15 protein-coding genes and 4 pseudogenes are annotated in these 16,975 nt (G+C 43.2%); 13 read left to right on the top strand and 6 right to left on the bottom strand.

All coding sequences use genetic code 11. The features are described from left to right. A pseudogene (locus tag ACF1X7_RS09425) lies at positions 1–394 on the bottom strand (transposase); the annotation flags it as partial. Positions 395–566: 172 nt separating this feature from the next. On the opposite strand from ACF1X7_RS09425, the gene ACF1X7_RS09420 reads away from it, so the two are divergent. From ACF1X7_RS09420 to ACF1X7_RS09390, 7 genes are all read left to right on the top strand, one after another. Then, entirely contained in the window at positions 567–1,406 is an 840-nt protein-coding gene (locus tag ACF1X7_RS09420) for a YitT family protein (RefSeq protein ID WP_411162716.1), read from the top strand. Positions 1,407–1,507: 101 nt separating this feature from the next. After that, positions 1,508–1,990: a MarR family winged helix-turn-helix transcriptional regulator gene (locus tag ACF1X7_RS09415; protein WP_411162715.1), complete on the top strand. Its 483-nt coding sequence runs from the start codon at positions 1,508–1,510 to the stop codon at positions 1,988–1,990. A 43-nt stretch (positions 1,991–2,033) separates the two neighbouring features. After that, on the top strand, positions 2,034–2,309 hold the full coding sequence (locus tag ACF1X7_RS09410) for an ATP-binding cassette domain-containing protein (RefSeq protein WP_411162714.1): 276 nt from the start codon (positions 2,034–2,036) through the stop codon (positions 2,307–2,309). After that, entirely contained in the window at positions 2,306–2,518 is a 213-nt protein-coding gene (locus ACF1X7_RS09405; RefSeq protein WP_411162713.1) for a hypothetical protein, read from the top strand. The genes ACF1X7_RS09410 and ACF1X7_RS09405 overlap by 4 nt, the downstream gene beginning before the upstream one ends. Further along, positions 2,493–3,341 carry a hypothetical protein gene (locus tag ACF1X7_RS09400; protein ID WP_411162712.1) on the top strand — a complete coding sequence of 283 codons (849 nt, stop codon included), beginning with the start codon at positions 2,493–2,495 and terminating at the stop codon, positions 3,339–3,341. Before ACF1X7_RS09405 ends, ACF1X7_RS09400 begins: the two co-directional genes overlap by 26 nt. Beyond that, entirely contained in the window at positions 3,293–4,468 is a 1,176-nt protein-coding gene (locus ACF1X7_RS09395; protein WP_411162711.1) for an AAA family ATPase, read from the top strand. Before ACF1X7_RS09400 ends, ACF1X7_RS09395 begins: the two co-directional genes overlap by 49 nt. A 4-nt stretch (positions 4,469–4,472) precedes the next feature. After that, positions 4,473–5,813 (top strand): replication-associated recombination protein A, encoded by a 1,341-nt coding sequence (locus ACF1X7_RS09390; protein WP_411162710.1) that lies wholly within the window; start codon positions 4,473–4,475, stop codon positions 5,811–5,813. Positions 5,814–5,846: 33 nt separating this feature from the next. Here ACF1X7_RS09390 and ACF1X7_RS09385 read toward each other — a convergent pair whose 3' ends face one another. Genes ACF1X7_RS09385 through ACF1X7_RS09375 form a run of 3 tightly spaced genes read right to left on the bottom strand, consistent with a single transcriptional unit; the run spans position 5,847 to position 9,475 of the window. Then, positions 5,847–7,781 carry a fructose-specific PTS transporter subunit EIIC gene (locus ACF1X7_RS09385; protein WP_126133321.1) on the bottom strand — a complete coding sequence of 645 codons (1,935 nt, stop codon included), beginning with the start codon at positions 7,779–7,781 and terminating at the stop codon, positions 5,847–5,849. 24 nt (positions 7,782–7,805) lie between these two features. Beyond that, a complete protein-coding gene (gene pfkB / locus ACF1X7_RS09380) occupies positions 7,806–8,723 on the bottom strand; it encodes a 1-phosphofructokinase (protein ID WP_054644649.1) in 918 nt (305 codons plus the stop codon). Next, positions 8,720–9,475: a DeoR/GlpR family DNA-binding transcription regulator gene (locus tag ACF1X7_RS09375; RefSeq protein WP_411162709.1), complete on the bottom strand. Its 756-nt coding sequence runs from the start codon at positions 9,473–9,475 to the stop codon at positions 8,720–8,722. The genes pfkB and ACF1X7_RS09375 overlap by 4 nt, the downstream gene beginning before the upstream one ends. A 299-nt stretch (positions 9,476–9,774) precedes the next feature. Here ACF1X7_RS09375 and ACF1X7_RS09370 point away from each other — a divergent pair. The 6 genes and pseudogenes from ACF1X7_RS09370 to ACF1X7_RS09345 form a co-directional block, all read left to right on the top strand. Continuing rightward, a pseudogene (locus ACF1X7_RS09370) lies at positions 9,775–10,266 on the top strand (phospho-sugar glycosidase domain-containing protein); the annotation flags it as partial. A 156-nt stretch (positions 10,267–10,422) separates the two neighbouring features. Next, entirely contained in the window at positions 10,423–11,715 is a 1,293-nt protein-coding gene (gene obgE, locus ACF1X7_RS09365) for a GTPase ObgE (protein ID WP_411162708.1), read from the top strand. Positions 11,716–11,857: 142 nt separating this feature from the next. Then, entirely contained in the window at positions 11,858–13,786 is a 1,929-nt protein-coding gene (locus tag ACF1X7_RS09360) for an acyltransferase family protein (RefSeq protein WP_411162707.1), read from the top strand. Between the two features lie 33 nt (positions 13,787–13,819). Further along, complete coding sequence (gene rnz / locus ACF1X7_RS09355) at positions 13,820–14,758, top strand: ribonuclease Z (protein ID WP_004270889.1); 939 nt, start codon at positions 13,820–13,822, stop codon at positions 14,756–14,758. Between the two features lie 4 nt (positions 14,759–14,762). Next, on the top strand, positions 14,763–15,572 hold the full coding sequence (locus tag ACF1X7_RS09350; protein WP_054644652.1) for an SDR family NAD(P)-dependent oxidoreductase: 810 nt from the start codon (positions 14,763–14,765) through the stop codon (positions 15,570–15,572). Positions 15,573–15,584: 12 nt separating this feature from the next. Then, positions 15,585–15,989, top strand: coding sequence for a lipopolysaccharide assembly LapA domain-containing protein (locus ACF1X7_RS09345; protein WP_039099451.1), 405 nt, complete (start codon positions 15,585–15,587; stop codon positions 15,987–15,989). 44 nt (positions 15,990–16,033) lie between these two features. Here the strand turns inward: ACF1X7_RS09345 and ACF1X7_RS09340 are convergent. Both ACF1X7_RS09340 and ACF1X7_RS09335 read right to left on the bottom strand, forming a co-directional pair. Beyond that, a pseudogene (locus ACF1X7_RS09340) lies at positions 16,034–16,831 on the bottom strand (IS3 family transposase); the annotation flags it as partial. Positions 16,832–16,844: 13 nt separating this feature from the next. After that, positions 16,845–16,975: pseudogene (locus ACF1X7_RS09335) on the bottom strand (IS30 family transposase); the annotation flags it as partial.

The following is a 16,975-nucleotide window of genomic DNA, read 5'->3' as shown; positions in this document are numbered from 1 at the left end:
TCAGTTCTACTTGGCTGCCAATGTAGATAATCATAGTAGGTTGAGCGCGGAATTTTGAGTACTGATAAGATACGCGTAATGCGGTGCCCAGCAAGTAAATTAGCGTTGACGACTTCTAACACGAGGGCACGCCCTTTAATAATTAGCTTTTTGCCATGAGCACCGCCGCTCGTTTTAAAATATCAAGTTCTTCTTTTAACCGTTTATTTTCTTTAATCAGAGCACGTTCATTTGATGATAGCATTTTAGTGTTGTTAGGATCAGCTTGTTTAATCCACTTAGTGACCGTTGAAACACTGACGTTGTATTCTTTAGCCAGTGAGTTGGCCGAACGGCCAGTCTGACTTAAGCTAACAATCGATTCTTTAAATTCATTTGAATATTTAATTGCCATAATAAAAAGCTCCTTTATGATGTATTATATCGAACAGTTTGTCCGTAATTCCATCATAGGAGTCCACAGGAAAAATATAGAGTATTGTAAATTAATAGTTAATCAATTGTTCTTTAATCTCCCACCCTAAATATGGTACGCTTATGTTAGTTTGAACGAGGACGTGAGTGGGATGCAGAAAAAAGCACTTTTTAAAAATGGTCTCGGGATTATCATTGGCGCCTTGATTTATGCGGTGGCGATTAATGATTTCCTGATTCCTCATCATATTGGTGAAGGTGGCGTGACTGGCTTAACGGCGATTGGCTACTATGCGTTAGCAATTCCGCCAGCTGCTACGAATTTGGTTCTAAACGGTTTATTAGTGATTGTCGGCTTTAAGTATTTAGAGAAGCAAACCATCTGGTATTCGGTCTGGGCGGTACTCTGGATTTCTATCTTCTTGCGGCTCCCGCATTTTATCGGCTACCATACGATACAGACGATCATTCCGACGATAATTGGTGGCGTCTTGATGGGGATTGCAATGGCGATTATTATTCATTGCCAAGGGACGATTGCCGGTAGTACGATCTTAGCGAAGATTGCCAATCGCTATTTAGGGATCCAAAACGGCTCTGCGATGCTTTTTTTTGATTTAATTGTTGCCATTCCATCCGGCTTCATTATCGGCTTCCAAAATATGCTCTTAACGATTATTGAATTGTATTTATCAGCAGTCGTTTTGAATAAATTATTGGCTAAATTTGGGGCAAAACGCGCGGTGATGATTATTTCGGATCAATATGCAACGATTGCCCAAACATTGTCGACGCAATTCCACCAGGGCATCACGATCATTAAAGCGCAAGGGTACTATAGTCAAAATGACCGGCCGATGCTGTATGTCATTTGTACGGCCAAACAACTCGCGACGCTCGTACCGGTGGTCTCAACGATTGACCAGCAGGCGCTAGTAGTAGTCGAAGAAGTCCGCAGTGTCCAAGCAGAACAATTGAAACAGCTTCTTTAGAAACACCGTGGTTGACCATGGTGTTTTTTACTCGCTAAAATTAGTTTTATATAGTAAGATACAATTAATGCTGATATAAAAACAATTTAGGAGTGGACGGGATGAAAACCAAAAAGGGTGGTTATTTAACTTTGAAGATTCGCTTATTAAATACCCGACTTTTTAATCGTTATTTAACGGCTGATCCACGCGCGTGCTATAACGCTGAACAGGGGAAAATTTTGTCAGCATTGTGGGATCATCATCCGCAAACTGCTACGGAATTGGCACAAGTGACTGGCTTAGCCAATAGTAGTTTATCGTTGATGTTACGGCGCTTAGAAGAACAGGGATTATTGATGAGTGAGCAATCGCCACTTGATAAGCGCAAGCGGGTCTTTGACTTAACTGAACAAGGCGCTAATCAGCAACAGGTCGGTGATGACGTTAGTCAACAATTGAGCGCCGTTTTTTACAAGGGCTTTTCGGATGCTGAAGTGGCAGCTGTTGACGGCTATTTAGAACGAATTTTAGCGAATTTAGAAGCAGAGGCGGCCGTTTTTAACCGTCAAGCAAAAGGGGAGCGAACCAATAATGACAATTGAACAACCAACGTAGATTGAAGTGCGTGGCGGGAACGTCAATAACTTGAAAAATATTAACGTCGATATTCCGTTGAACCAATTTGTGGCGATTTCGGGACCGTCTGGTTCAGGAAAAAGTTCGCTTGCGATGGGGATTTTATATGCAGAAGGCTCACGGCGTTATTTAGAGACGTTGTCGACGTACACGCGGCGCCGAATTACGCAGAATAAACGCTCACAAGCCCAAGAAGTGCGGCATATTCCATCAGCGATTGCACTTGGATTGCACTTGGGCAACGACCAAGTGTGCCATCAGAACGGTCAACTGTTGGTTCGATGAGTGAGATTTTTAATGTCGTCAGATTGATTTTTTCACGGTTAGGGACGACACGTTGTCCAAATGGGCACGTGATTCAACCAAGTCTAAAAATTGCCCAAGTGATGGACTTAGCTGGCGATAAAATGGGGATTATTACGTGCCCTACTTGCCAAGTGCAGTTTATGGCTAAATCGGCCGAAGACTTTGCCTTTAATTCAGCCGTTAGATGATCGCAAAATCATCGCGGATGAAAATCTCAGTATTGAAGACGGAGCGATTGCCGGGCCGGAATTTCATGCCAACCGTTGCTGCCCAATTGGGGTCCGAATTGATGTCCCTTACAAGGACTTGACGGCCAAGGAAAAAGAAATTGTCCTGCATGGTAAACGGGCGAAGTATGCGGTTGATTTCCATACCTCAACGGGCCGTGTGTTTAGTACGGAGAATACCCTCTATGAAAATGCTTATGACGCTGTTTATGAATCGCTAAAATCGGTTAAAAGTGATCGGGCAATGGCTAAAGTCAATTCATTTTTCCATTTTTCAACCTGTCCAACGTGTCATGGGACCCGGTTAAATCCGGCATTACTGACCCAAACAGTTGGCGGACAAAACATTGCAGCAGTTTCTAATTTGACGTTAGGCGCATTAGAAGATTGGGTGCGTGCTACTAAGGCCGACTTACCGGATGAAATGCAGCAAATGGCGACAATTTTATTTAAGAACCTATTAGAAACACTGCAACCGTTACTAGAATTAGGGTTGGATTATTTAACGTTGTCGCGCAATGGGAATACATTGTCGACTGGCGAGCTCCAACGGATTCAATTGGCGCGGACGTTGCGAACAGCGACAACTGGTGTGTTGTACGTTTTAGATGAACCATCGGTTGGGCTGCATCCTGACAACGTCGAAGGGCTAATTCATATTTTCCGGCAGCTAGTGGCACAAGGTAATTCGTTAGTGGTAGTTGATCATGAAGTGAATATCATCAGTCAAGCGGATTGGCGATTGAAATTGGGCCAGAAGCTGGGCGCAAAGGGGAACAAGTGATTGCCCAAGGGAAACCCGCGGATTTGATCCAGAATCCACAGTCCCTGATTGGCCACTATATCGCTGGTCGAGCGAACATCTTATATCCTAAAGTCACTGCCGCAACGACTGGTGAGCAGACAACGATGACGGTTGGCCAATATTTTAATCTGCATGATGTCACAATCAAAGTGCCAGATAACCAAATTACGGCGGTTTCTGGGTTTTCCGGCGCCGGGAAGACGAGTTTGATTCTAGATAGTTTAGTGCCAGCAATTGAAGCGCACCACCCACATGAGCAATTACCCGAGCAGGTCACCCAGTTGACGACCGATTTAACATCAGTCGTCAGCATTGATGCCAAGCCGGTTGGTAAGAATACACGCTCAACACTCGCGACTTATACGAGTATCATGAACAATCTTCGGAAATTATTTGCTGGTTTACCAGAATCACAAGTGCATCATTATGGGATCGCGCACTTTTCGTATAACAATAAAGAAGGCGCCTGTCCGAACTGTGGTGGGTTAGGCAGCATTATTTTGGATATTCAATATTTGCCAGACATGGAAGAAACCTGTCCAGAATGTCATGGTAACCGCTACAAACCAGAGATTGAAGCCATCAAGTGGCAAGGCTATAGCATCGTTGATCTATTGGCTTTATCGGTGGAAGAAGCAATCCCGGTCTTTGCAGATGTGCCAGCAATTCAAAAGGAACTTAAGATTCTCAAAGAAATTGACTTAGCTTATTTACACCTTGGTGAAAGTACACCGAGTCTTTCGGGTGGCGAAGCACAGCGCTTAAAACTCGCAACGCATTTGAATAAAAAACGGGCGGGCACTTTATTCGTCTTCGATGAACCTTCTGTTGGCTTGCATCCGCGCGATGTTGAAACCTTAGTAGGCGTCATCAACCAGCTAAAATCCAAGGGTGCCACCATTATGATGATTACCCACGACCTTGATTTGATGACCAATGCCGATTACCTGATCGACTTGGGGCCTAAAGGTGGTAGTCAAGGAGGCCAAGTGATGGCGATGGGTGCACCATTTGAGCTTGTTGCCTCAGACGCGGAGAGTTTAACCTTAAGTTATTTACGGGCACATTTTAAGAAGTTTCAATTAACAACAACTAAAGTAGGGTGAAAAAATGGGACAAACCTCTTTGTTTGATCAAGAGATGGCGATGAATGCGCCGCTCGCTAATCGGGTCCGACCGTCTGATTTAGACAGTTTTGTCGGTCAGAAGCATTTAGTCGGACCAGGCAAGTTTTTACGCGAAATGATTGATAAAGATCAAGTGACTTCGATGATTTTCTGGGGACCACCCGGCGTTGGGAAGACCACGTTGGCGGAGATTATCGCGCACAAGACGGCTTCGAAATTTATCACGTTTAGTGCCGCGATGAATGGGATCAAAGAGATTCGGAAGATTATGAATGAAGCCGAAGAAAACCGCCAACTGGGTGAGCGGACGATTGTCTTTATTGATGAAATTCACCGGTTTAACAAGGCGCAACAGGATGCTTTTTTACCGTATGTTGAAAAAGGCAGCATTATCCTAATTGGTGCGACAACCGAAAATCCGTCGTTTGAAATCAATTCAGCGTTGCTATCGCGTTCACGCGTTTTTGTGCTAAAGCAATTGACGGAAGCGGACATTATTGAGTTGCTACAACGGGTTTTAAAGGCGCCCCAAGCTTTCCCGGATTTAACGGTTCATATCAGTGATGAATTATTGAAGCAAGTCGCCATCTTTTCGAATGGGGATGCACGGACGGCGCTGAATATTTTAGAAATGTTAGTTATTAATAGTGATGTGCAAGACCATCAAGTGACCGTCGATGGCGATCTATTGGGGGAACTGCTAAATAAAAAAACCGCCTATTATGATAAAGACGGTGAGGAACACTATAATATTATTTCGGCTTTGCATAAGTCGATGCGCAATAGTGATGTCGACTCAGCGATTTATTGGTTGGGGCGGATGATTGACGGCGGCGAAGACCCGATTTATATTGCTCGGCGGCTCGTTCGTTTTGCGAGTGAGGACATTGGTCTGGCCGATAACAATGCATTGAATTTAGCAATGAACGTCTTTCAAGCTTGTCAGGCGATTGGCTTACCGGAATGCGACGTGCATTTAACACAGTGCGTGATTTATCTATCGCTTTCGCCGAAATCAAACGCCACTTATAAGGCGCGGACAGCGGTGCAAAAGGATATTAAAAAGACGATTGATGAACCCGTGCCATTGCACTTGCGTAATGCGGCGACGAAATTGATGAAGGAAGTCGGTTACGGCAAAGGATATCAACTCGCACATTTCTACGATGATAGATTGACCACGATGCCAACTAGACCAGAGAGTATCGCCGACCATATTTATTACCGGCCGACCGAACAAGGCAATGAAACGCGGATGAAACAACGTTTGAATTACATTAATGAATGGAAACAAAAGCACAATACTGATTTTCAAGATAAATAAAAAGTCGCAGTCATTTGACTGCGACTTTTTAAATTAAGCTTCTTTTGCCACTGGACGCCAGAGGCCTAAGATTAGGGCACTGACAAATGTTCCGATTAACACGGCAAGCACAAAGAGTAGGCCGTGGTTGGCAAGTGGTGCCACGAAGATCCCACCATGTGGTGCAGGGACAGTGATTTGCCATAATTGGGTTAAACCACCACCGATTGCTGAACCGATAACACTTGAAACAATCACGTGTAATGGATCTGATGCAGCAAATGGAATGGCACCTTCAGTAATGAATGAAATCCCTAATACATAGTTTGCGAAGGCTTGTTTCCGTTCACTACCGGTAAATTTGTTTTTGAAAATAGTAGCAGCAACCGCGATTGCCAATGGTGGGACCATCCCACCAGCCATGACAGCGGCCATCAATGAACCATCTTTGGTGGTTGTGAAGACACCGATTGCGAAGGTATAAGCAGCCTTGTTGAAAGGACCGCCCATATCAACGGACATCATGCCACCTAAAATCGCACCAAGTAGTAATGCGTTACCAGCCCCTAAGTGTGTTAAGAAGGTACTCAACCAGAGGTTAATTTGAGCAAAGACTGGGTTGATCATGAAGTACATAATAAAGCCAACAATCAATAGTCCTAATACAGGGAATATTAAGATTGGTTTTAAACCATCAAGGGTTTGTGGCAAGTTCTTGAAGACTTTCTTCAAACCAACGATCACCCAACCAGCGATGAATCCAGCAGCTAAACCGCCAAGGAATCCGGCTGGACTCTTTGAAGCAAGGACACTGGCTGTTGCTTGGCTAGCCATGTAGCCCCCGACAAATCCGGGCATTAAGGCAGGCCGATCACCGATTGAAATCGCGATGTAAGCAGCAAGGACCGGAATTAAGAAGTTAAAGGCATTATTGCCTAATGAGTTCAAGAAAATAAAAGTGGTTGAATGTGCGCCAACGGTTTGTTCCAAAAGGAATGAGATGGCCATCAAGATCCCACCACCGACAACGAATGGTAACATGTTTGAAACACCATTCATTAAATCTTGGTAGATGCGACTCCAAAGGGTTTTCTTGTCAGCTGAAGCTTCTTCGCTTGATTGGCTTTCAGTTGCGTGATAGATTGAGCCTTCTTCATCCAATGTTTTTTGAATCAATTCAGCTGGTTTCTTGATGCCGTCGATCACGGGACGGTTCAAGAGATGTTTACCATCAAAACGAGGCATATCGACTTTCTTGTCGGCAGCGATGATAACCCCTGTTGCGCGGTTAATATCGTCAGCGGTTAATTGGTGTTTAACGCCTTCAGAACCGTTTGTTTCAACTTTAATGTCGATGCCCATTTTAGCAGCTGTTTCTTTCAAGGCAGCTTCGGCCATGTAAGTGTGGGCAATCCCAGTTGGGCAGGCTGTGACAGCAACGATGAATGGTTTTTGATCATCAGCTGGCGTTGCGGCTGCGGCTTGTGCTTTAGCGGCTTCTTCAGCTTCTTCCTTCGCATCTTCTGCGTCTTTAGCAGCTTGAGCCTTAGCAAAGAGCGTTTGCACGTCTTCTGGTGTTTGGGCTTGTTTCAAATCAGCGACTAATTGTGGGTTGATTAAAAGGGATGAAAGACCAGCCAAGGCTTGTAAATGCGTATCGTTAGCGCCTTCTGGAGCGGCAATCATGAAGAACAAGTAAACGGGTTGGCCGTCTAGTGCGTCATATTCAACACCGTTTTGACTTTTAGCGAATAGCACAGTTGCGCGTTGAACGGCACTGTCTTTTGCATGGGGCATTGCAATCCCTTCGCCAATTCCAGTTGATGATTGGGCTTCACGAGCCAAAATATCTTTACGATAGAGGGCGTCATCTGTGATAACACCGATGTCTTTATAGCGGGCAACCATTTCATCAACAGCGGCTTCTTTAGTCGTTGCTTGTAAATCCATGATCATCGCATCTTTTAAGAGTAAATCTTGGATGTTCATAATAAATCTCCTTTGTATTTAAAATTAATCAACTTGTGTGATTTCAATTTGAGGTAAGAGTTCGTTAATCTTAGCGCTAGTGGCTAAATCTTCAGAAAAGGCGGTGGCACTGCCACAAGCAAGACTTGTTTTAAAAGCGGCGAGTGCATCGTGATGTTGTGCGAATGTGCCGACAAAACCGGCGATCATTGAATCACCAGCCCCAACGGAATTAATCACTGTCCCTTTAGGTGTACCACCGAGGTAAGCGTGGTCTGGTGTGATTAAAAGGGCACCGTCACCGGCCATTGAGACTAAGACATGTTGGGCACCTTGGTCTAATAATTTGCGACCAGCGGCGATGATTTCACTTTGGTTGGCAAAGTGTGTGTCGAACAGTTCGGCCAATTCGTGATGGTTGGGTTTGATGACCAATGGTTTTTCAGCCAATGTGTCTAACAAAGCTTGACCGGTTGTATCAATTACAAATTCAGCGTTGTGCGCTTGAATCAATGGGATTAAGTCTTTGTAGAAACTAGCCGGTAAATTAGGTGGCAAACTCCCAGACATGAAGACAATATCGCCAGCTTCTAGCTTAGCCAGTTGTTGTTTCAAGTTGGCAACGGCTTCTGCTGAAATGTGTGGGCCTTGACCGTTAATTTCAGTTTCTTCAGTATTGTCTTTTAACTTCACGTTAATCCGGGTGTCTTCTTCGACTTCAGTGAATCGACAGTCGATCGAAGCGTTGTTGAGTTTGCTTTGAATGAATTGACCAGTGAAGCCACCGACAAAGCCGAGGGCAACGCTTGGTAATGCTAATTCGGCAAGGATGCGTGAAACGTTAATCCCTTTACCACCGGGGAGCTTAACGTCAGATTGGACGCGGTTCACGTTACCGGTATTTAGTTTTTCAAGTTGAATGACGTAATCGATTGATGGATTCGCCGTAATCGTATAAATCAAGATAAAACCTCCTGGATTTCTGTGTGTGAATGATAGTGTTTGTAAACAGATGGTGACAATTGATCAGTAATCAATTGGACTTGTGCCAATGGGGCAAACTTACTGAACGAAACAGCGTCGAATTTTGTGTGATCCGCCAAAACCATCGTTTGGTTCGCTTGTTGAATCGCAAAGCGCTTTAGAGTGGCTTCTTCTGGATCAGGGGTGGTTAGCCCAGCTTCAACATCGATACCGTTTGTGCCAAGAATCGCCTGATTGAATTGGAATTGCAAAAGGGTTTCTAAAGCAGCCGCACCGACCATCGCTTTGGTTTTGCTCTTAACACGCCCACCTAATAGAAAGGTTTGAATTTGGTGATCGGCTAAGAGAGAAGCGGTATCAACCCCATTGGTGACGACCGTCAAATTCATTTCAGGTCTTAAGTAGGGGATGATTGCCTGGGTCGTTGTGCCGGCATCTAAGTAAATGACGCAGCCTTGTTGGATTTGTGCTGCGGCAAACTTAGCAATCGCGTTTTTTTCATGAACGTTCTTGCGGTTTTTTTCAATCTGGCCAAGTTCTTCTTGTAACGTGTTGATGCGCTTAGCACCACCGTGAATTCGAGTAGCAAGCCCTTGTTCTTCGAGCAATTGCAAGTCACGACGGACAGTTGATTCAGAAGCGTTCAATAACTGGCACAAAGATTGCATCTTAACGACGTCTTGTTGCTTTAAAAGTTGTAATATCGCTTGGTGACGTTCTTCTGTTAACATGACAAAACCTCCGTAGCATCATTATGACATCGTTTCCATTCAAAAGCAATCGAAATATTTCAAAAACGTTCAAAAACCATCAAAACGCTGATATAGACCGAAAAAAAGATTGGTGCGTTAGTGAGCAAACTGCGAACAATTCCAGAAATAGACCAGTTTAAAAGTAATGTAAGAGTTTTCAAAAGTGCTTAAGGTATGCTAGACTAATAGATGACAGGGTGGTATAGCCCAATTATTAGGAGGTTCTATTCATGGGAAAACTAGGCGTTTCAATTTATCCAGAACGATCAACTTTTGAAAAGGATGCGGCTTACTTAGATTTAGCGCATCAATACGTTTTAATGGATAACATTGATGACATTATTGTCGGTAATGCGTATGCTTCGGAAGCAGAATTGAAGACGATGCATGACGTCTTTAACGCTGAATTCCCAGCAATCGCAATCGACGTCGCAGATGACATTACGGCTGATGAACGCAAGGTCCTCTTTGAAAGTCTGCATAGTTATCGTGGCGATCGTTCAGAATATCTTTTACGGTCAACGATGACACGGGTCATTTTTAAAGACTTGCCTTTCCCAGCCCACCATACAGTTGACATCCAACGCGGTGATATTTTAATCGATAACGTCGGTTACGGTCAGTATAAAGGGGAAACCCAAATTGCCCTCAAAGCCATGCCAAATGACGGGCGCGTGAATGTTGTTGGCCGTATTACGCCTACAGAATTATTCCTATTAGACTATTTGAAACCATGGAGCCAATTTAAATTGGTGCCAGCTAGCCATTAATTAACGAATAAAAAGCGTACTGATTGAGGTCACTCACTCAGTGCGCTTTTTATCGATGATAGAGCCAATTCAGTGTTTAACCAGTTATCTGTTTACTTTTAATCTTTTTTTCGGTAGTATATAAGGTACTGTTTAACGATGAGAAGGAGTCAAAATATGTTTGTAGATCAAGTCAAAATTGATGTGAAAGCTGGTAAAGGCGGCGATGGTGCAGTTGCATTTCGCCGTGAAAAGTTTGTGCCACTTGGCGGACCAGCCGGTGGCGATGGTGGTCGGGGCGGAAGTGTCATTTTAGTGGTAGATGAAGGTCTACGAACATTAATGGACTTTCGTTACCGTCATCACTTTAAAGCCAATAGTGGTGGTAATGGTCAGAATAAACAAATGTACGGCCGCGGTGCCGAGGATACATTTGTTCAAGTGCCACCTGGTACAACGGTGCGCGATGCTGAAACCAATGAATTACTCGGTGATTTAACCGAAGATGGCCAACAATTAGTGATTGCTAAGGGCGGTCGTGGTGGTCGTGGGAATATGCATTTCGCAAATGCCCGTAATAGTGCGCCGGAAGTTGCCGAAAACGGTGAACCTGGTGAAGAACGCAGCATTCAACTTGAATTAAAAGTGCTTGCTGATGTTGGGTTGGTTGGTTTCCCATCTGTTGGGAAATCAACGTTGTTGTCAGTGGTGACAAGTGCGAAACCTAAGATTGCTAGTTACCAATTTACAACGTTGGTCCCTAACTTAGGGATGGTGCAACTCGATGACGGTCGGGACTTTGTCTTAGCCGATTTACCGGGGTTAATCGAAGGGGCTTCAGACGGTGTTGGTTTAGGGATTCAATTCTTACGGCACGTTGAACGAACACGGGTTGTCTTGCATTTAATCGAAATGGACGATCAAACGGGTCGCGACCCATTTGAAGATTACCAACAAATTAATCACGAATTAGAGACCTATGATCCAAAAATCTTAGAACGACCACAAGTGATTGTAGCGACTAAGATGGATTTACCAGGTTCTTCTGAATTATTAGCCGAGTTTAAACAAAAATTAGCAGCTGCCGGCGATACACATGAGATTTTTGAAATTTCAAGTATCACGCATCAAGGGGTGCAATCATTGATGAACAAGACAGCTGACTTATTAGCTGAAACGACTAAATTCCCAATGGGAGACGTCGAAGAAGTTCAAACGCAAAAACTTTATCAATATCAACCGGAAGCACCTGCTTTCATCATTGAACAAGATGAATACGGCACGTTTATTGTGTCTGGTGACAAGGTTGAAAAACTCTTCAAGATGAGTAACTTGGATCATCAAGATGGTGTCATGCGTTTTGCCCGTCAATTACGTTCAATGGGGATTGACGAAGCCTTACGCGAAAGTGGCGCACATGATGGTGATTTAGTGGCAATTGATAACTTTACGTTTGAATTTGTCGAATAATAGGCACGTCAAGAAAGGAAGACATTCATTTTTGAATGCTTCCTTTTTCTATGGGATGCATAAAATAACAGGGCTTAATGTAGGCACATCACTAAAATATTGTTATAATAGCAGTTATTAGAATGTAGAGTAGGTTGAAAAAATGGCGGGCAAGAAGCGTTTAAAGAATAGTCGTTACATTACTGGCTTTGATGGTTTACGCGCAATCGGCGTGATTGGTGTTATTTTATACCATCTGATGCCATATACTTTTACCGGTGGTTATTTAGGGGTCCCAATCTTCATGGTGGTTTCGGGGTATCTAATCACCGATTTATTGGTTCAAGAGTGGGAACAAAATCAATGGATTAATTTAAAAAGTTTTTACTTACGCCGGGTAAAACGATTGTACCCTGGGCTGATAACGATGCTGTTTGCAACGGGCGCGTACATCACGCTTTTTCAGCGGGAAATGTTACATCAACTTAATCAGATTATTATCACGAACATTTTATACGTTTATAACTGGTGGCAAATTGGACATGGTCAGTCGTATTTCGATCGGTTTGCCAATAATGAGTCGCCGTTTACCCATCTGTGGACACTATCGATTGAAGGACAGTTCTATCTAATTTGGCCTTTTATCGTTGTGGCCTTGATTATTGGTCTTAAGAATAAAAATCGGATTGCCCAAGTATTACTAGCAGTCAGTGTTGTTTCAGTAATCTGGATGGCCATTTTGTACCAACCCAATGCTGACCCTAGTCGTTTGTATTATGGAACGGATACGCGGGTCTTTTCAATTTTACTAGGAGCAGCGCTGGCGTTTGTTTGGCCATCAACAGCCCTTAAGCAAAAGATTGTGCCTAAACAACGCCTCGTCCTCGATGGCATCGGGTTAGTGAGTGTCCTCAGTTTGGTTTGGTTAATGGTTAAGTTGAATGCCGAGAGTAGTCTTGTCTATCGCGGGGGACTATTTCTGTTTAGTGCTTTAGTCTGTGTTTTAGTGGCAGTTGTCGCTCATCCAGGCGCTGATTGGAATCGGTTATTGACGAATCCGGTCTTTAACTGGTTAGGTAAACGGAGTTACGGGACTTATCTGTATCAATTTCCGGTGATGATTTTCTTTGAAACAATCTTCAAAAATATCGCTGATCACCCGGTTTTATATCCAGTGATTGAAGTGGCGATTATTTTCGGATTGACCGAATTATCCTACCGGTTTATTGAACAGCCACTAGCACACTATCCGTACAAGCAGTTATGGCACCAATTGAAGCAATTTATGCACCAACCACATTGGAATCGGGTGGTTGGTCGAGTGACTGGACTCGCAATTGTCTTTTTAATCGGGTTAGTCGGGGCGTTTCAAGCGCCATTCCAACCGGCGCCAGATACGTATAAATCGGCATTAGCGGTCAATATTAAGCAAAATCAAAAAGCTAACCAAAAGCGTAAGGATGCGTTGATTAAAAAAGCAAAAGCCCAGAATAAAGCTGGACAAGCAAATGGTCCAACTTCAAAAGCTGAAAAAGCGGCTGAGGCGGCTGCGCAAAAGCATCCAATCAACCAAGAATTTGAAAAATATGGCTTGAGTCAAGTGACGATTCAACGGGCCCAGAATATCTCGGTGACTGCAATTGGTGATTCCGTCCTACTCGACGGTAGTCAAGCTTTACAGAAGTTATTCCCGAATATGTTGGTTGATGCGGCTGTTGGGCGCCAACTCTATCAAAGTATTCAAATTGTAAAAGATTATGATCAAAAACAAGCCCTTAGCGATACTGTACTGGTCAGTCTAGGAACAAATGGCGCCTTTACGCAAGAACAGATGGCGCAATTTATGGCAGCCATTGGGACTAAGCGAAAAGTCTATTGGCTCAACGCGTTTGTCCCAACGCGTCCTTGGCAAAATGATGTTAACCAGACGCTTAAAAATGCAACTAAACAGTATCCAAACTTAACGGTGATTGATTGGTATTCACAGGCTGCCAAACACAGTGACTGGTTCTACCAAGATAAGGTGCATCCGAACCCAACTGGGGTCAATGAATATGCCGCCATTATTACCAAAGCCCTCGCGGCAAAATAAAGCGTTGAATTAAAGACAGATTGGAAGAGCTAAATGGAATTAGAATTTTTAGGAACAGGCGCTGGAGTTCCAGCACGACAACGAAACGTCACAAGTGTCGCATTGAAATTATTGGATGAACGAAATGAAGTGTGGTTGTTTGACGTCGGTGAAGCAACGCAACATCAAATCTTAAAAACGACATTAAAACCGCGCAAAGTTAAAAAGATCTTTCTCACACATTTACATGGGGATCATTTATTCGGGTTACCAGGCTTTTTATCAAGCCGATCTTTCCAAGGTGGCGACGAACCACTTACGATTTACGGCCCTAAGGGAACTGAAGAATACGTGCGCACGAGTTTAAAAATCTCTGAAAGTCATTTAACGTATCCATTGAACTTTGTCGTTCTTCCTGAAGAAGGTGTTTTGATTGATGATGCGACTTTCCGGGTTGAATGTGCTAAATTGGATCATCGGATTGCCAGTTATGGTTTTCGGATTGTTGAAAAGGACCATCCGGGGGAACTGCAAGTTGAGAAACTGCATGCAGATGGTGTTCCGGCTGGTCCTGTATACGCAAAGATTAAAAAGGGAGAAGTGGTTACACTCGCTGATGGGCGCCAAATTGATGGTAAAGATTACATTGGACATGCTCAAAAAGGACGGATTGTGACCATTATTGGGGATACCCGCCAATGTCCACCAATTGAACGCTTAGCGGCTAATGCAGATGTATTAGTGCATGAAGGGACCTTTGGTAAGCAAGAACAAAAGATTGCGCGTCAATATTTCCATTCAACTAACATTAATGCAGCAAAGGTCGCAAAAGCCGCGCATGTGAAGCGGTTATTATTGACCCATATTTCTGCCCGGTACCTCGGGCAAGCAGTGCGTGATTTACAAAATGATGCCCGCGATATTTTTAAAAACACGAAAGTAGTTAGTGACTTAGATATCTATGACATTCCGTTTCATGGTCGAAAGGAGTAAACAGATGACTAAATTAGCAGCATTGAGAGATTTAAACCGTAAAATTGTGGTGATTACCGGCGGCTCGTCTGGTTTAGGACGAGCGATTGCCTATGAAGCCGCTAGTAAAGGGGCAATTATCGTCGTTTTGGCCCGTCGAGAAGCTGAATTGGCGGCGGTTCGCGAAGAAGCACACCGGCTTTCAGGACAGCCGGCGTATGCATATGTCCTCGATGTCAGTGATCCAGCAGCGATTGAAACCATTGTGGCTCAGGTGCAAACTGAAGTCGGGATTCCAGATGTGTTAGTCAATGCTGCTGGTTTTGGAAGTTTTGAAAATGCATTCGACACATCCATGACCGTTGTGGAGCAGATGTTCCGGGTTAATGTGCTAGGTTTAATGTACATGACGCGCGCTTTTGGGCGGATGATGATTGAACAAGGTAGCGGCCACATCATTAACATTGCTTCAATGGCGGGCAAGATGGCAACGCCTAAGTCGGCCATCTATTCGGCAACTAAGTTCGCGGTTGTTGGCTATTCAAATGGTCTACGCTTAGAATTAAAACCATTTGGGGTTCAAGTGACTACCGTTAATCCTGGGCCGATTGATACAGCTTTCTTTGATATTGCGGATAAGACCGGTAATTATTTGAAATCGGTCGATTGGGTTGTTTTAGATCCTGATCAACTAGCTTATCGGATTGTGAAAACAATCGGACATGCAAAACGTGAAATTAATGCACCATGGTTGATGGCGATCGGTGCACAATTCTATCAACTGGCACCACATATCGGAGACTATGTTGCCGGTAACTTATTGAATAAGAAGTAGGGGGGCAGTTTTATGAAAAAACAAGGTCGATTAATTACAGTATTGGTCCTAGCATTAATTGTCGTAATTTTTGCTGTTTTAAACGTTGAACCAGTCGCCATTAACTTTGGATTCACCCATGTTAAATGGCCATTAATCATCGTTATTTTGGTGTCATTATTGATTGGCGCCATCATTACCTTCTTGGCAGCGACTGGCAGCACGTTGAGCCAACGGAAAGCACAAAAAGAAATGACCAAAGAAGTCACTGAATTACGCGACAATCAAGCTGCTCAAATTAAAGCAGCGGTTGAAGCAGAAAAAATAAAGAATCAAAAAGCATTTGATAAAGCGTTAGCGGATAAGGAAGCTGAAGTCCATGAATTACACGCGAAAATTAATCAAATCACACAAACAAGTGATCATCATAATGCATAGAAAAAGAGGTTGAGTGAAGTGAACCTCAAATATTGGACGAAACTTTAAGCAGCTTTCTGGGTTGTAAAAATTCGATATTCAATCGGACTTTTACAACCCAGTTTTGTTTTAATTCTTGAAAAATTATAATCATCAATCCAAACCGATATTTGTGAAACTAGCGTTTCATAAGTATCGGTTTCTTTTTGGTAGAAAGCTTCGGCTTTCATAATATGGAAAAAGCTCTCCATTGCTGCATTATCTAAACATGTTGCTTTGCGAGACATACTTTGAAAAATGCGATGTTCTTTCAAGATATGAGTCCAATCTTGATGCTGGTATTGAAATCCTTGATCTGAGGGGACTGTTGTCCGGTATTTTAAATTCTTAGGGATTTTCTTAACTGCTCGATTCAAAACAGTTGTAGTAAATTCAACAGTAGGGTGTTTACTAACTTGATGGCTGAGAATTTCACCTGAGAATAAATCATAAATACATGTGAAATAGGCGCGTTCATCAATTGTCTTGGTTCCCCAGCGAACTTCAGTAACGTCTGTTACTAGTTTTTGATAAGGACGATCAGTGAAGAAACGACGGTTGATCAAGTTCTTAGCAACGGTGCCAACATTGCCTCTATATGAATTATATTTACGAGTACGTTTGTTAAATGCAGTTGATAGTAATTGCAGTTCTCGCATTAAGACAAGTACTTTTTTATGATTTACTAAGATATTCATACGATGTAATTCACCAGTTACACGACGATAACCGTACGCTGGATGATTCTTCTTGATTATTTGGATGGTTTGTTTAACAGATTGGTCAGATGAACCGTTCGGTTCATGACTAATAATGTATTCATGGTAGATTGCAAATTTAATCCGAATTTTTGGACAAATTTGTCAGCATAACCTGATACGGTGTTTGCCAGTCGAGTATTTTAAGCGGTCGCTGGTTAATTTGGAGTAACGTCGTCGTTAAATCTTGAGCACTAATGTGCTCAAAAC

It is taken from the genome of Latilactobacillus sp. VITA-14 (assembly GCF_046580785.1).
Taxonomy (GTDB): domain Bacteria; phylum Bacillota; class Bacilli; order Lactobacillales; family Lactobacillaceae; genus Latilactobacillus; species Latilactobacillus curvatus.
The sequence above is the reverse complement of the archived record's forward strand: the minus strand, read 5'-3'. Positions and strand labels throughout refer to the sequence as shown.

Coding starts and splice junctions, on each gene's coding strand:
- ACF1X7_RS09390 (WP_411162710.1), top strand. CDS start 4,473: ATGGGACAAACCTCTTTGTTTGATCAAGAGATGGCGATGAATGCGCCG.
- ACF1X7_RS09345 (WP_039099451.1), top strand. CDS start 15,585: ATGAAAAAACAAGGTCGATTAATTACAGTATTGGTCCTAGCATTAATT.
- ACF1X7_RS09420 (WP_411162716.1), top strand. CDS start 567: ATGCAGAAAAAAGCACTTTTTAAAAATGGTCTCGGGATTATCATTGGC.
- ACF1X7_RS09385 (WP_126133321.1), bottom strand. CDS start 7,781: ATGAACATCCAAGATTTACTCTTAAAAGATGCGATGATCATGGATTTA.
- ACF1X7_RS09375 (WP_411162709.1), bottom strand. CDS start 9,475: ATGTTAACAGAAGAACGTCACCAAGCGATATTACAACTTTTAAAGCAA.
- ACF1X7_RS09405 (WP_411162713.1), top strand. CDS start 2,306: ATGAGTGAGATTTTTAATGTCGTCAGATTGATTTTTTCACGGTTAGGG.
- ACF1X7_RS09360 (WP_411162707.1), top strand. CDS start 11,858: ATGGCGGGCAAGAAGCGTTTAAAGAATAGTCGTTACATTACTGGCTTT.
- ACF1X7_RS09415 (WP_411162715.1), top strand. CDS start 1,508: ATGAAAACCAAAAAGGGTGGTTATTTAACTTTGAAGATTCGCTTATTA.
- ACF1X7_RS09350 (WP_054644652.1), top strand. CDS start 14,763: ATGACTAAATTAGCAGCATTGAGAGATTTAAACCGTAAAATTGTGGTG.
- obgE (WP_411162708.1), top strand. CDS start 10,423: ATGTTTGTAGATCAAGTCAAAATTGATGTGAAAGCTGGTAAAGGCGGC.
- rnz (WP_004270889.1), top strand. CDS start 13,820: ATGGAATTAGAATTTTTAGGAACAGGCGCTGGAGTTCCAGCACGACAA.